Annotated in this window: 11 protein-coding genes, 1 pseudogene and 1 riboswitch; of the genes and pseudogenes, 2 read left to right on the top strand and 10 right to left on the bottom strand. The window is 67.8% G+C overall.

What is annotated here, in order from left to right; all coding sequences use genetic code 11:
* Nucleotides 1-293 precede the first annotated feature (293 nt).
* From H0524_RS16760 to H0524_RS16740, 5 genes are all read right to left on the bottom strand, one after another.
* A complete protein-coding gene (locus H0524_RS16760; protein WP_180199489.1) occupies nt 294-776 on the bottom strand; it encodes a hypothetical protein in 483 nt (160 codons plus the stop codon).
* A 161-nt stretch (nt 777-937) separates the two neighbouring features.
* Nucleotides 938-4,513, bottom strand: a complete 3,576-nt coding sequence (metH, locus tag H0524_RS16755; protein WP_375372006.1) for a methionine synthase — start codon at nt 4,511-4,513, stop codon at nt 938-940.
* Nucleotides 4,514-4,578: 65 nt separating this feature from the next.
* Nucleotides 4,579-4,656, bottom strand: a riboswitch (S-adenosyl-L-homocysteine riboswitch).
* A gap of 196 nt (nt 4,657-4,852) precedes the next feature.
* On the bottom strand, nt 4,853-5,293 hold the full coding sequence (locus H0524_RS16750) for a hypothetical protein (protein WP_180199483.1): 441 nt from the start codon (nt 5,291-5,293) through the stop codon (nt 4,853-4,855).
* A 208-nt stretch (nt 5,294-5,501) separates the two neighbouring features.
* Entirely contained in the window at nt 5,502-6,716 is a 1,215-nt protein-coding gene (locus tag H0524_RS16745) for an MAB_1171c family putative transporter (protein WP_180199482.1), read from the bottom strand.
* 2 nt (nt 6,717-6,718) lie between these two features.
* Nucleotides 6,719-7,240: a hypothetical protein gene (locus H0524_RS16740; RefSeq protein ID WP_255436009.1), complete on the bottom strand. Its 522-nt coding sequence runs from the start codon at nt 7,238-7,240 to the stop codon at nt 6,719-6,721.
* A gap of 103 nt (nt 7,241-7,343) precedes the next feature.
* Between H0524_RS16740 and H0524_RS16735 the strand changes: the two genes are divergently transcribed.
* Nucleotides 7,344-8,408, top strand: coding sequence for an FAD-dependent monooxygenase (locus H0524_RS16735; RefSeq protein WP_180199481.1), 1,065 nt, complete (start codon nt 7,344-7,346; stop codon nt 8,406-8,408).
* A gap of 3 nt (nt 8,409-8,411) precedes the next feature.
* On the opposite strand, the pseudogene H0524_RS16730 reads toward H0524_RS16735, so the two are convergent.
* The 3 genes and pseudogenes from H0524_RS16730 to H0524_RS16720 all read right to left on the bottom strand — a co-directional run.
* Nucleotides 8,412-8,747, bottom strand: a pseudogene (locus H0524_RS16730) (MFS transporter); the annotation flags it as partial.
* A 24-nt stretch (nt 8,748-8,771) separates the two neighbouring features.
* Complete coding sequence (locus H0524_RS16725) at nt 8,772-9,344, bottom strand: GNAT family N-acetyltransferase (protein WP_180199480.1); 573 nt, start codon at nt 9,342-9,344, stop codon at nt 8,772-8,774.
* Between the two features lie 25 nt (nt 9,345-9,369).
* A complete protein-coding gene (locus tag H0524_RS16720; protein WP_180199479.1) occupies nt 9,370-10,140 on the bottom strand; it encodes a hypothetical protein in 771 nt (256 codons plus the stop codon).
* A gap of 164 nt (nt 10,141-10,304) precedes the next feature.
* On the opposite strand from H0524_RS16720, the gene H0524_RS16715 reads away from it, so the two are divergent.
* Nucleotides 10,305-11,504, top strand: coding sequence for an RtcB family protein (locus H0524_RS16715; RefSeq protein ID WP_180199478.1), 1,200 nt, complete (start codon nt 10,305-10,307; stop codon nt 11,502-11,504).
* 43 nt (nt 11,505-11,547) lie between these two features.
* On the opposite strand, the gene H0524_RS16710 is transcribed toward H0524_RS16715, so the two are convergent.
* Entirely contained in the window at nt 11,548-12,249 is a 702-nt protein-coding gene (locus H0524_RS16710; RefSeq protein WP_180199477.1) for a phosphotransferase family protein, read from the bottom strand.
* Complete coding sequence (locus H0524_RS16705; protein WP_180199476.1) at nt 12,246-13,019, bottom strand: class I SAM-dependent methyltransferase; 774 nt, start codon at nt 13,017-13,019, stop codon at nt 12,246-12,248. Before H0524_RS16705 ends, H0524_RS16710 begins: the two co-directional genes overlap by 4 nt.
* Nucleotides 13,020-13,199 lie beyond the last annotated feature (180 nt).

The following is a 13,199-nucleotide window of genomic DNA, read 5'->3' as shown; positions in this document are numbered from 1 at the left end:
TCGGGCCGACGGGCGCGGCGTTGACCACGTTGCCCATCATCACGAATGCGGTGGTGGCGGCTACCGCAGCGGTCGCGGTGGCGCGGGTGGTCATCACCTTTGCGTTTCTGTTCATGATTTCCCATCACATTGACGACTCTTTGCCCCCCTAGGTGATGATAGGTACGGAATGGGCGATTCATGCGTCTTGACCTGCCCGGGCCTGTCGAGTCGAGACCGCGTAGCACCAGACCGCGGCCAGTGCGCCCGACCGCACCCCCGCGGTACTGCATGCCGGCGCGGGGGCGCTCCGGCTAGGTGCGAACCGGGGCTGATGCCGGCGACGGGAAATGCCGCCGGATCGAATTAGTCCTCAACATGGCGTGGGCGACGACGACGTAGGCCACGGTGGGGCTGAGCACAGCGACCATGCTGCCCAGGCACGCCAGCATTGTGCCGGCAGCCGACGCGTCGGTTGCTACCGCCACGACGACAATATAGATCGAGGTCAGCGTGGCGGTGGCGGTGAACGTCATCACCAACCTCAGAAAGAGACGCCCATGTTTCGTGGCCGCCTCGCCGACCAGGCCGGCTGGCAAGAACAGCAGCGGCACCAGAACGGTGCCGAGCACGGCAGCAAGCAGCACCGTCATCGGCCCGGCTAGCCGACCACCCAGCGGTGCATTGGTCAACACCGCAAGTGCGAACAGCCCTGTGTAGGCGACGGCCGCCTGCGCGACGAACACCCACCAGGCCACAACCGCGCCTAAAAGGTGCCGGGCAGCCTTTGCGAGCATGGTGTATCCCCCCCATACCACGACTTCAGCAGCTCCCACGTCCAGCTGGCGTCGTCGTCGGTCTCTCTACGGTCGGCGTGGAGGCGAATGCCCGACGACGCTTCGGCGTGGCGCTCCCACCCGGCCGGCACACCACGTGGTTGGTTCGGACGCGGCCGGCGTCAGGACGGTTCATAGGCCAGATTGGGTCGCAGCCACCGCTCGGCGTCGGCGACGCTGATGGCGCGGCGGGCGGCGTAGTCTTCGATCTGGTCCCTGCCGATCCGGCCCACGGTGAAGTATTTCGCCGCCGGGTTGGCGAAGATCAGCCCACTGACGCTGGCGGCCGGCGTCATCGCGAAGGACTCCGTCAGGCCGATGCCGAGCTCGGTGGCCTTCAGCAGGTCGAACAGGTCCTGCTTCTCGCTGTGGTCCGGGCTGGCGGGATAGCCGAGCGCCGGCCGGATGCCCCGGAAGCGTTCGGCGTGCAGGTCGGCGAGGTCCGGCGTGGCGTCTGGCTCGAACCAGTCGCGGCGGGCCTTCAGGTGGATGTACTCGGCGAAGGCTTCGGCAAGCCGGTCGGCCAGCGCCTTGACCATGATCGCGCGGTAGTCGTCGTGCTGGGCCTCGTAGTGCGCGGCCAGGGAGTCGGCGCCGTGGATGGTCACGGCGAAGCCACCCAGGTGATCACCTTCGGGGGCGACGTAGTCGGCCAGGCAGCGGTTGTTGCGGCCGGCCGGTTTCACCGTCTGCTGGCGTAGCATCGGCAGGCGCACCGCGTTGCCGAGGACGATGTCGTCGCCCTCGGAGTGTGCGGGCCAGAAGCCGTAGACGCCTCGGGCCTGGAAGGAGCCATCCTTCGTGATCTTGTCCAACAGGGTGTTGGCGTCGTCGTAGAGCTCGCGGGCGACCGGCTGATCCAGGATCGCCGGGAACTTGCCCTTGAGCTCCCAGGCCAGAAACAGGAACTGCCAGTCGATCATCTCGCGCAGCTCGGGCAGGGTGGGCTGGACCGTCCGCCAGCCGGTGAAGGCCGGGGTCGGCAGGTCGCTGAAGTCGACCTGCTCGCGGTTCGCGCGGGCCTCAGCCAAGCCGAGCATCGGCTGGGAGCGCCGGTTGGCATGCGCCTCGCGCAGCTGCTCCTGCTCTGCGCGGTTGGCGCGGTCCAGCTCGCGGGCCCGGCCGTCGTCGAGCAGGTCGGAGACCACGCCGACGACCCGGGACGCGTCGAGCACGTGCACGGTCGTGCCGTCGTACGCGGGGGCGATGCGTACGGCGGTGTGTTGACGCGATGTGGTGGCCCCGCCGATCAGCAGGGGCATCTTGAGGCCGCGGCGCTGCATCTCGGCGCCGACGGCGACCATCTCGTCCAGTGACGGCGTGATCAAGCCGGACAGGCCGATCGCGTCGGCGCCCTCGGCGACGGCTGTGTCCAGAATCCGGCCGGCCGGAACCATCACGCCCAGGTCGATGACCTCGTAGTTGTTGCAGCCCAGGACCACGCCGACGATGTTCTTGCCGATGTCGTGCACATCGCCCTTCACGGTCGCCAGCACGACCTTGCCCTGCCCGCGGCCGGGGTCGATCCGGCCCTCCAGGCGGGCCTGCTCCTTCTCGGCTTCCATGAACGGTTCGAGGTAGGCGACCGAGCGCTTCATGACCCGGGCGCTCTTGACCACCTGCGGCAGGAACATCTTGCCGGCGCCGAAGAGGTCGCCGACGATCTTCATTCCGTCCATCAGCGGACCCTCGATGACGTTGAGGGGTCGGGGGAGGCCCTGCCGGGCCTCCTCCGTGTCCTCTTCGATGAAGTCGACGATGCCGTGGACCAGCGCGTACGAGAGCCGCTCGTGCACCGGCGTCTCGCGCCAGGAGAGGTCGACCGCACGCTTCGTGCCGGAACCGGTGACGGTCGACGCGAAGGTGACCAGGCGGTCGGTGGCGTCCGGGTGCCGGTCGAAGATCACGTCCTCGACGAGCTCGACGAGGTCGGCGGGGATGTCGGCGTACACCGCGAGCTGGCCGGCGTTGACGATGCCCATGTCCAACCCGGCGCGGACAGCGTGCAGCAGGAACGCCGAATGCATCGCCTCGCGAACCACGTCGTTGCCCCGGAAGGAGAATGACAGGTTGGAGATGCCACCGCTGGTGCGGGCACCCGGGCAACGTGCCTTGATCAGCGGGAGGGCGTCGATGAACGCCTTCGCGTACCCGTTGTGCTCGGCGATGCCGGTGGCGACCGCGAGGACGTTCGGGTCGAAGATGATGTCCTCCGGCGCGAACCCGACCTGCTCGACGAGCAGATCGTAGGCCCGGGCGCAGATGGACACCTTCCGGTCGGTGGTGTCGGCCTGGCCGTCCTCGTCGAAGGCCATCACCACCACGCCGGCACCGTAGTCGTGGATCCGGCGGGCCTGCGCCAGGAACGACTCCGTGCCTTCCTTGAGGCTGATGGAGTTGACCACGGCCTTGCCCTGCACGCACTTGAGGCCGGCTTCGAGCACCGTCCACTTCGAGCTGTCGATCACCACCGGGATCCGAGCGACCTCGGGCTCGGTGGCGATGAGGTTGAGGAAGGTCGTCATGGCGTGCTCGCTGTCGAGCAGGTCCGCGTCCATGTTGACGTCGAGCAGGTTGGCGCCGCCGCGGACCTGCTCCAGGGCCACGTCGACCGCGCCCTGATAGTTGTCCGACTCGATGAGCCGACGGAACTTGGCCGAGCCGGTGACGTTGGTGCGCTCACCGATCATCACGAACCCGGTGTCCGGTCCGATCGCGAACGGCTCCAACCCACTGAACCGGGTGGCTTCAGGCTGGGCGGCAACCGTCCGCGGCGGGATGCCGGCCACGGCGGCGGCGATCCGGGCGATGTGCTCCGGTGAGGTGCCGCAGCAGCCACCGGCGATGTTGAGGAGGCCGGACGCGGCAAACTCGCCGATCAGCCCGGCGGTTTCCTCCGGCGTCTGGTCGTAGCCGCCGAAAGCGTTCGGCAGACCGGCGTTGGGGTGACACGCCACGTAGCTTCCGGCGATCTTGGAAAGCTCCTCGACGTGCGGGCGCATCTCGGCCGCACCCAGCGAGCAGTTCACGCCGACGACCAGCGGGTCGGCCCGCTCTACCGAGCGCCAGAATGCCTCCACCGTCTGCCCCGACAGCGTCCGGCCGCTGAGGTCGACGATGGTGACGGAAATCCACAGCGGCAGCTGCGGCGCGACCTCACGAGCTGCGGCGATTGCCGCTTTCGCGTTCAACGTGTCGAAGATCGTCTCGATCAGCAGGAGGTCGACACCGCCCTCGGCCAAGGCCGAGATCTGCTCCGCGTACGCGTTGCGCACCTCGTCGAAGTCGACGGCGCGATACGCCGGGTCCTCGACCCGCGGCGACAGCGACAGCGTCACGTTCAGCGGCCCGATCGAGCCGGCCACGAAGCGGTTGTCGAACTCGTCCGCCGCCTGCCGGGCCAGCCGCGCGCCCTGAACGTTCATCTCCCGAACCAGTGACTCAAGCCCGTAGTCGGCCTGGCCGATGCTCGTCGCCGTGAAGGTATTGGTGGTGGTGATATCGGCGCCGGCGGCCAGATACTGCCGGTGTACGTCCAGGATGACGTCAGGTCGGGTGAGGTTGAGCAGGTCGGGGTCGCCAGTGACGTCCTGCGGGTGGTCGACGATCAGGTCGCCTCGATAGTCCGCGGCGGTGAGCTTCGCGGCCTGCAGCATCGTGCCCCAGGCGCCGTCCAGCACCAGAACCCGCTGCGACATCAGCTGCCGCAGCGACGATGCCGTGCTCTTCTGGCTCAGTAACGCGCTCAAGCGGCCGCCTCCAAAGCTCGGAGGCGCCCTTGCTTTTAACAGATCAGGGCCGAGCGTGGCGGGCTCTGCCCGTCGCAGCGCCTCTCGACCCGAGCCAGATAGTACCCGATCCGCGTGCCTGGGCGTCCCCCATGAGACGTCGGCATCTGGCTGCCACGGTCGCCCGGCGAGCCCGATCATGACGAGCACCGCCCTTCACGGGCGATGTAGCGGCGGAGCGAGTCGATTCTGACGGTGAGCACGTGGATCTGCTGCACCGATGGGTGACATCTGAGCTGGCTTGTGGCGCTAGCCCCGGTCTTGACCGGTAGTGGACTCGTCGGACGCAGGTTGATCGAGGATGTCCAGCATCTGAAGGACCTGACGCCGTACCGCCGGAGTCATGTTGCCGGCTCGCATGGCGATCATCCGTACCTGTCGGTCGGCGAGCTGTCGACGGAACTCCTGGGATTCGTCGTCCTCATCCAGAAAGTAGGAGGCGGTGATGGGCGGGGCTTCGTCGGCCCGCCGCTGCTCGAAGAAGCGGGCGATGGCCCTGAGTACGGCGACGGTTGGGTTGGTGTTGGTGCCGGACCGGAGGGTCGCCAGATAGACCCGGGACACGGTGGTGTCGTGGGCAGGGTCGTCGCTGATAGCCCGCGCAACCTGGGGCGTTGAATACTCACGCCGGCGGCCCTGCTGGTCGACCCAGGTCACCGTGGCGAACAGTTCGTTCAGGCGCTCGGCCACCGTCGACTGGGCAGACGAATCGGGACCTGACCTGCGGCCGGCGACCGAGGCCGGGCTGGACCCACTCGCGGCTGTGCTACTGCCCTCCCGGGTCATGTGTCACCTCTGGTTAACGGATTCGCTGAAGGAATGAGTTGACCATGATAGGGGTTAACTATAGTGTCGCGTCGGTGGATGCATGCCCGGTCTCCCGGTGGTATCCGGCCGATCACGGGGCGGCCGAGATCGAACTGGAGTCGGGCGTGCTTCCGCCACTGGGCCGATGATCTCTCATCCGACGGGCGATGCGAACCAGCGAGCGGGCGTCGGAATCCAGGTCATGGCCGCCGTCGATCACCATCGGTTCGGCGGCCGCCACCGGTGCGTCCGTGGCTTTCGCCCGTAATGCCGCCGTGATCATCGTCATCCGGGTGATGTCGGCGATGTCGGCGTCCGACCTGCCCGCCCGACGCAGCTCTGCCTCCATGTTCGCCATCGCGGCGCGGTCGTAGTAGGGGGCGAGTTGCACCAGCCCGTCGCGGATCTCGATCATCCGTCGGTAGAAGCGACGATGGGTGCCGTGCTGGCCGAACAACTTGTACCAGGGCCGCGTCTCAAGCCGCGACAACGCCAGGTCGGGGAAGGCTTCATGCAGCGCCGACCACAGTGGTTGCAGTTCGCGGTACTGGCGGCGATGCGCCCTCCAGATCGCGGCGGCGGCCAGCATTCCGGCAAACGCCGAGTAGCTGACGCCGACAACAAAGATCAGGGTGCCGACTCCGATCAGTGCTACGTACGTACTGTTGATCGTTTCGACGGTCGGCTGGGGGAGTGCGTCCACGAGTTGGGCAATGGCCAGTGCTGACTTGGTCAGTTCGGCGGCGAGGTAGGTGACTACTGCCAGGCAGATCATGATCAGCCCATGCCGGAGCCGAGCAACTCGAGTGACCCGGATGAAGCCGACACACCACCACAGGGTCTGGGAGTGAACGTATCCCAGGTAGCCAAGCACTGCGAGCACGAACACCGTGGCGTGTGGATCGTCACCGACCGCGGTCGAGGCTGGCGCGGTTTGGACGGCGAGCGGTGCGATGCTCCAGGTGGTAGTGACAACCGCCAGGGCTGCTAGCAGTAGCAGCGCCTCCAGACGTACCCGGCGTTGAGCTGCTGGGCCGCGCACCGTATAGGTGAAGAACGCCAGGAGGAAGTAGACCGCTGTCATGATGCCGAGGTTGATCGTCAGGGAGTGTAGACCGGTTGCGAATCGGTCCAGCACACCCGACACCGAGGGGAGGCCGAGGGTGAACATGGCGGCGATGCAGGCGATGCACGCCGTCAGGGCCCGTAGCGGATAGTCATCAGGAGCGCGGGACAGCTGAATGCTCTTGTTCGCCACTCCGATCCAGAGCGTTACGACCACTGCCGTCAGCAGAGCAGGAGCCATAGCTACATCCAACCGTGGTGGTGATCGAGGGACGTGCCAATGCGATCGACGCCCGGATGGTCGTGGGAAGAAGCCGTGCGGTGCAGCGGATTCAGCACGCTGGCCCACTCCAGGATGACTGTCGCCACCAGTTCGGCTTCCCGCTCGTGGGCGGAGTCGTAGCAGGTGCGACGGAGGGCGCGGGTGGTGCCGTTGGGTTTCACCGGCGTGAGCAGGTCGAGCCCTTCGCTTTCGGTCTCGTCGCTGGGGTGATCGGCGATGATATGGCCGATCTCATGCAGGATGATGTGGTCCTGGTGTGGCGCTGTGGTCTCCTTCTGGAAGAAGATTACATCCGCGGAATCGGTCATGACCCACAGCCCGAAAGGGCCGGGAATCTGGATCGGGTAGGGCACCAAGCGGATTGGCCGGCCGCGGCGTTCAGCGAGCCGACGACACAGTTCCCGCACGTCGAGCGGTGGGCGAATGTCCAGTTCACGCAGCAGCGCCCGGCAACTCTTGCGCAGTGCTCGCTCCCGCACCATCGCTCTACTCCAGACTGTCGCTGTCGTACCCGGTCGAGTGCGAGGCACAATACCCCATTGACTCGATTGTCGGACACCGCCGATATCTCGTAGCCTGTCCCGAGTGACCACTGCTCTCATCGCCGGGGGTGGCATCGCGGGCACCGCCACCGCCATCGCCCTACGGACTGTCGGCATCAGCTCTGTTATCTACGAGGCGTACCCGAGCGGGGGTGAGGACGCCGGCGCTTTCCTCACGATCATGCACAACGGCATGGCCGCACTGCACGAGATCGAAGCCGACCAGGCGGTGATCGACGCGTCGTACCCGGCGAATGCGGTGTCCCTCCTCGACGCCAGCGGCAGCCTGCTGGAACAACGGGCCATCGATCCACCAGGACGGACGCTCACCCGAGCGGCGCTCTACCGGGTGCTGCAGGGTGAGGCAACTCGCCGTGGAGTGCGCATCGACCACGGTCGCCGGCTGGTCAACGCCACGGTTGAGGACGGCGGTATTCGGGCCTCCTTCGCCGACGGCAGTGTGGTCCACGGCGACTTCCTCGTCGGTGCCGACGGGCTTCATTCAGTGGTCCGTCACGTCATCGACCCCGACGCACCACGTCCGCGCTACACCGGCCAGCACGTCGTCTACGGGTATGCCGCGGAAGGTCGGGGCCGCACCGCGCCCGACGCGTACCACATGATGTTTGGCAGTCGGGCCTTCTTCGGGTACACGACACCATCGGCCGGGCGTACCTGGTGGTTTGCCCGGTTCAACGCCACCGAGCTGACCCAGCGGATCCGGCCTGAGGATTGGCAGCGCCGCGTGCTGGACATGTTTCGCGACGACTCCGGACCGGCAGCGGAGATCGTCGCGGCGACCGGCGACACCATCGTGGGCAGTAACTCCTACGACATCCCCACCACCCCAAAATGGCACAACGGATCGATGGTGTTGGCCGGTGATGCCGCGCACGCGGCATCACCGGCCGCCGCACAGGGCGCCTCGATGGCGCTGGCGGACGCCGTGGCGCTGGCGCGCTGTCTGACAGCCCCAGGCGACCTGCGGAATGCCTTCGACACCTATGAGCTGCTGCGCCGGGAACCGACCGAGGAGACGGTGGCCGCGAGTGCCCAGCTGAGCAGCAACGGGACCCGGCCACCGGCCGGGCCTCCCGCTACCGGTTGACGACTAGGCCACCTTCCGACCAGCTGGCGACGGCGCAAAGGCGGCAGCTAGTTCGGCCCGGTGCCGATACAGCAACGTGGCCATCCACAGGGCGACGAGGAAACCTCCGACTCCGCTGACGGCGAAGGCGGTGGGAATGCTGGTAGCCGCCGCCAGCGCGCCGCCGGCGAGGGCGCCGATCGGGATACCACCCCAGACCAGTGTCCGGTAGGCGCCCAGCACCCGACCGAACAGTTCCTCGGGGATGAGCGCTTGGCGCAGCGACATCGTGAGCACATTGCTGATCGAGGTGAAGAACGCGGCCAGGCCGAACAGCGTGCTGCCAAGTACCGCGTTGTCGAAAGCCTTCGGATAGGGGTGCGTTCACCGGTCGTTGTCGAGACGGGAGTGGAGGTGCATGTCGTGCCAGCCATCGGTGTGGCGGGCCTCGGCGCGCTTCGTGCCTTCCATCGTGAAGCCGGCGTACTGCGCGACCCGGCAGGATGCGGTGTTCACCGTCGAGTGGCAGAGTTCGACGCGGTGGAGCCGGAGGGTGGCGAAGGACCAGGTGGTGACCGCGGCCAGCGCGCGGGGGGCGACCCGACGACCGCGCGCCTCCGGCAGCACCCAGTACGACACCTCCGCCAAGCCCTCGGCCAGGTCCACCCGGCGCAGGCTGATCTGTCCTACGACGTGTTCCGCGGCCAGCACGGCCCAACCGGCGCCGGTCTCCCCGCTCCAGCGGTCGGACCAGGCGGCTATCCAGTCATCAGCTTCGTCGTCGGTCATCGAGCGACAGTGCCAGCGCTGGATGGTTGGGTCGGCGTAGCCAGCCACGACAGCGCGCCGATCTGACGGTTGCCAGGGGCGAAGCAGCAGATCCTGCGCGGTGAGCTCGGGTTGCGTCAGCGCCGCCATCGAGCCGCGCGGCAGTGCGGGGGAGGCGAGTCGCGGCATGAGGCCACTGTAGATCGGGCAAGCGTTAGGCGCCGGGCTGCGGAACCCACCAGTCGCCGAGGACTTTGTGCAGGATCGGCACGACGGCGATGTGCAAGATTGTCAGGATTAGGCCGATGGCGAGGCCGAGAGTGCCGCGGTCTCGCCGTTCGCCGTCGCCGGAGGGGGCGGCATGAGGGGCCGAACGTGCCCACGGATGCTCCCGGACCAGCCAGAACAACAAGCCGAGACCCAGCGGTGTTATGTAGATCAGCCAAAACCAGAACCATCGGGTGCCCCGGCGTGGCGGTGGACCGGCGATTACGACGCCAAGAATGACCACGGCGAGAAGGAAGGCTATCCCGGCCGTGCTGGATGCCCCCGGGGGCAGGGTGCCGCCTCGCTGCTCGATCCCGGCGGCGCGTAGCTGCTGCGCGATGCCGGCGGCTCCAGGCCCAAAATAGCCGTCATCGTCGATGGAAACCCCTACCTGCTCGAAAGTGGTGGTGTCGGTCCAGTACGACCGACCATCGGAGGTTTTCCACGCGAAGAATGGCCCGAGCTGGCTGGAGCTCTGTCGCAGATCGGGAGTTCCGAACCAACCATCCGCTTCGGTGCTGTTCCATTGGTCGCCCCACTGAAAGGCTGTCACGCGGCTGGCCGCGGCTTCGGCACGCGCCTTCTCGTAGCTCTGCTCCCGCGGAGTCGTCCACCAGGCGGCAATCGCCGTCACCAGCCACAGTAGGACCAGGGCGAGCCGCAGCGCACTCCACCATCGTCGGCTCCGGTCAACCGTGCTGATGACAGGCGATTCCACGGACGCATTGTCGCAGGACGGGGCCAGCCCCAATAATCCGGTGATCTCTACGGTTGTCTTCGCAATACTGGGCGGACGAGGTCGAGACCGTAGTCGCCGAGCACGAGCACGCGACCCGGTTTTCGGTAGACCTGTGAAATCGTGACCGTCGGGAAGTGCCAATCATGACGTACGCCGTGCTGCCCTTCACCCGGGCTCCGGTCCGGGTGTGGACCGATCCGTACAGCATCGAACCGCAGGCCGCTGCGCAACTCCGCAACATCGGCACCCTGCCCTGGGTGCAGGGCGTCGCCGTGATGCCCGACGTGCATTTCGGTAAGGGCGCCACCGTCGGCTCGGTCATCGCGATGCGGCAGGCCGTCTCGCCGGCCGCCGTTGGTGTCGATATCGGCTGCGGCATGTCGGCCGTGCGGACCTCGCTGACCGCGGCCGACCTGCCGGACGACCTCGCGGGGCTGCGGCACGCCATCGAGGACGCGATCCCGGTCGGCTTCGCCCAGCGCAAGAAGGCGGTGAACCCGCGTCGGATCTGGGGGTTGGCGCAGGCGGGATGGGAAGACTTCTGGCGGCGCTTCACCGACCTGCACGCCGGGGTCGCCCGGCTGGAAAGCCGAGCGATGAACCAGATGGGGACCCTCGGCGGCGGAAACCACTTCATCGAGGTCTGCCTGGAGCAGAGTGGTGTCGATGCGGGCCGGGTGTGGTTGATGTTGCACTCCGGCTCCCGGAACATCGGCAAGGAGTTGGCGGAGCGGCACATGGCCATCGCCCGGAAGCTGCCGCACAACGCCGCCCTGCCCGACCGTGACCTGGCGGTCTTCCTCGCCGGGACGGCGGAGATGGACGCCTACCGGCGGGACCTGTGGTGGGCGCAGGAGTACGCGCGGCGCAACCGCGCGGTCATGCTCGCGCTGCTCTGCACCGTGGTCCGGGACCGGTTCCCGCAGGTGAGCTACGACGAGCCAATCAGCTGCCACCACAACTATGTCGCCGAGGAGACCTACGACGGCGTGGAGGTGTTGGTCACTCGCAAGGGTGCCATCCGGGCCGGTGCGGGGGAGCTGGGCATCATCCCCGGATCGATGGGGACCGGGTCCTACATCGTTCGGGGTAAGGGCAACGAGGCCGCGTACTGCTCCGCGTCGCACGGCGCGGGCCGGCGGATGTCCCGGGGGCAGGCCAAGCGGAGCTTCACCACCGATGATCTGGCGACGCAGACCGCCGGGGTGGAGTGCCGCAAGGATGCCGGGGTCGTGGACGAGATTCCCGGCGCGTACAAGGACATCGAGGCCGTGCTGGCACAGCAGACCGACCTGGTCGAGGTGGTCGCGCACCTCAAGCAGGTGGTGTGCGTAAAGGGGTAGGTAGGCGGAGCCGTGCCGCCGAAGCCGGAGGGAGGACCGCCCGTTACCGCCCGGTCCGGTGGTAGCGGCGCTCAAGAAGAGCGATGAGGGTGGCTCGTTCGGCCGCGATGCCTTCCGCGAGGCGAGCCGCGGCCTGTACCGCCAGCCAGGGTCCCGACGGCGATGGCGGCTGCACCGAGCCGGCCCGGTAGGCGCGGATGTAGCGGCGGGCAAACACGGACCGGCTGCTCCTGACCAGCGTGCGAGCCACCCGCGATGTCTCCGGTAGCGGAGCGGAGTAGCGCAGGAGCAGCTTCGTCCGGGCATGGTCGGCTGCTGGTGCGCCGCGCGTCGCGTTGGGCCAGTCGATGACCGCGGCTCGACCAGCGGTGAGCATCAGGTTGCCGGGGTGGTAGTCCCCGTGGCAGAGACGGTCCCCCTCGGGTAGGCCGTCGAGGAGCCGCAGCGTGTGGTCCCGGAGCCGCGTCGGCATGGTGGCGTCGGTGATGCGGGCGGCCAAGACCGAGCGGAGCTCCGGCAGGTCGGCGGGGGCCGACACCTGGTGTACGGCGAGGTGGGTGGCGGCCCTATCCCACTCCACCGTGTCGGTCAGTTTCGGGGCGATGTCGAGCCCGGCCAGCGCGGTCAGCGCTCCCGCCTCGGCGCGGTGTCCGAGCAGCCCGGGCCGGTACAGCTTGATGACCGCGTCGTCGCACCACGTGTGTACGTCCGCCTCCCGGCCGGCACCGATCTTGGCTCCGATCATTGTTGTGCCCTTAGGCGGGGTACGCGGCTGGCCTCGATCAGGGTTCTGGTGGAGTGCGCGACGAATGCACCGTGGGTGCGGATGTGGGCGTCGAGCCGTTCGAGTCGGGCGCGGTGCCGCTCCACGGCGAAGTCGGGCACCCACCAGGCGCACTTGCGTAGGGTGTAGACGACCGCGCCGATGTCGAAGAACTCAATCCGGCAGCGGGCGGTGCGCAGCTCCACGATCTCCAACCCGGCGCGCCGCGCGGCGGCGACCTCCCGGTGGGGGTCACGCGCGAACCGCTCGTGGGGCAGGGGGCCCCGAAAATACTCGATGAGTGCGAACGCGGAGGCGGGCCCGACATGCTGGGCGAGGTAGCTGCCCCCGTCCTGGAGCACCCGGGCGATCTCGGACCAGTCGGGGCGGACGGGATGGCGGCTGGTCACCAGCGGGAAACTGGCGTCGGCAAAAGGCAACGGTCGTCCCGGTTCGACCGCGACGACCGCAACGCCGCGGGGCTGTAGCAGCGCTCGGGCGCGCTCCACGTTCGGCGGCCAGCCCTCGGTGACCACCATCCGGGGCGCCAACCGGGGCACCTCGGCGAGTACCTCACCGCCGCCGGTGTCGATGTCCAGCGCCGCGGGGGAGTGGGGCAGCCGGGACGCGAGCAGACGTGAGTAGCGCCAGGGCGGTCGCTGCTCGGTGGCCCGACCGTCGAGCCAGGCGAAGCTCCAGCCGGACACGTCCGCCGCTGCTGCCTCGTCAACCAGTTCCTGGAAGGCACGCACCTCCGAATTCTGACCGTGCCGTCAACCGGTTTGACCCTTGCCGACCGAGGCCGATGACCGTGCTCACGAACGGGTGTTCGCGGCCCGCTCACCAGCAGAGCACGGCCGGGCTCGAAGCCGTCATCGGCTGTCTGGAGGGGGATACCTGACGTCGAGTACCGGGCATGCTTGAGCCCCCCA

The sequence above is a fragment of the Salinispora sp. H7-4 genome (genome assembly GCF_013416675.1).
Taxonomy (GTDB): domain Bacteria; phylum Actinomycetota; class Actinomycetes; order Mycobacteriales; family Micromonosporaceae; genus Micromonospora; species Micromonospora vitiensis.
Note: the sequence above shows the minus strand (reverse complement) of the source record. Positions and strands in the feature narration are given on the sequence as shown.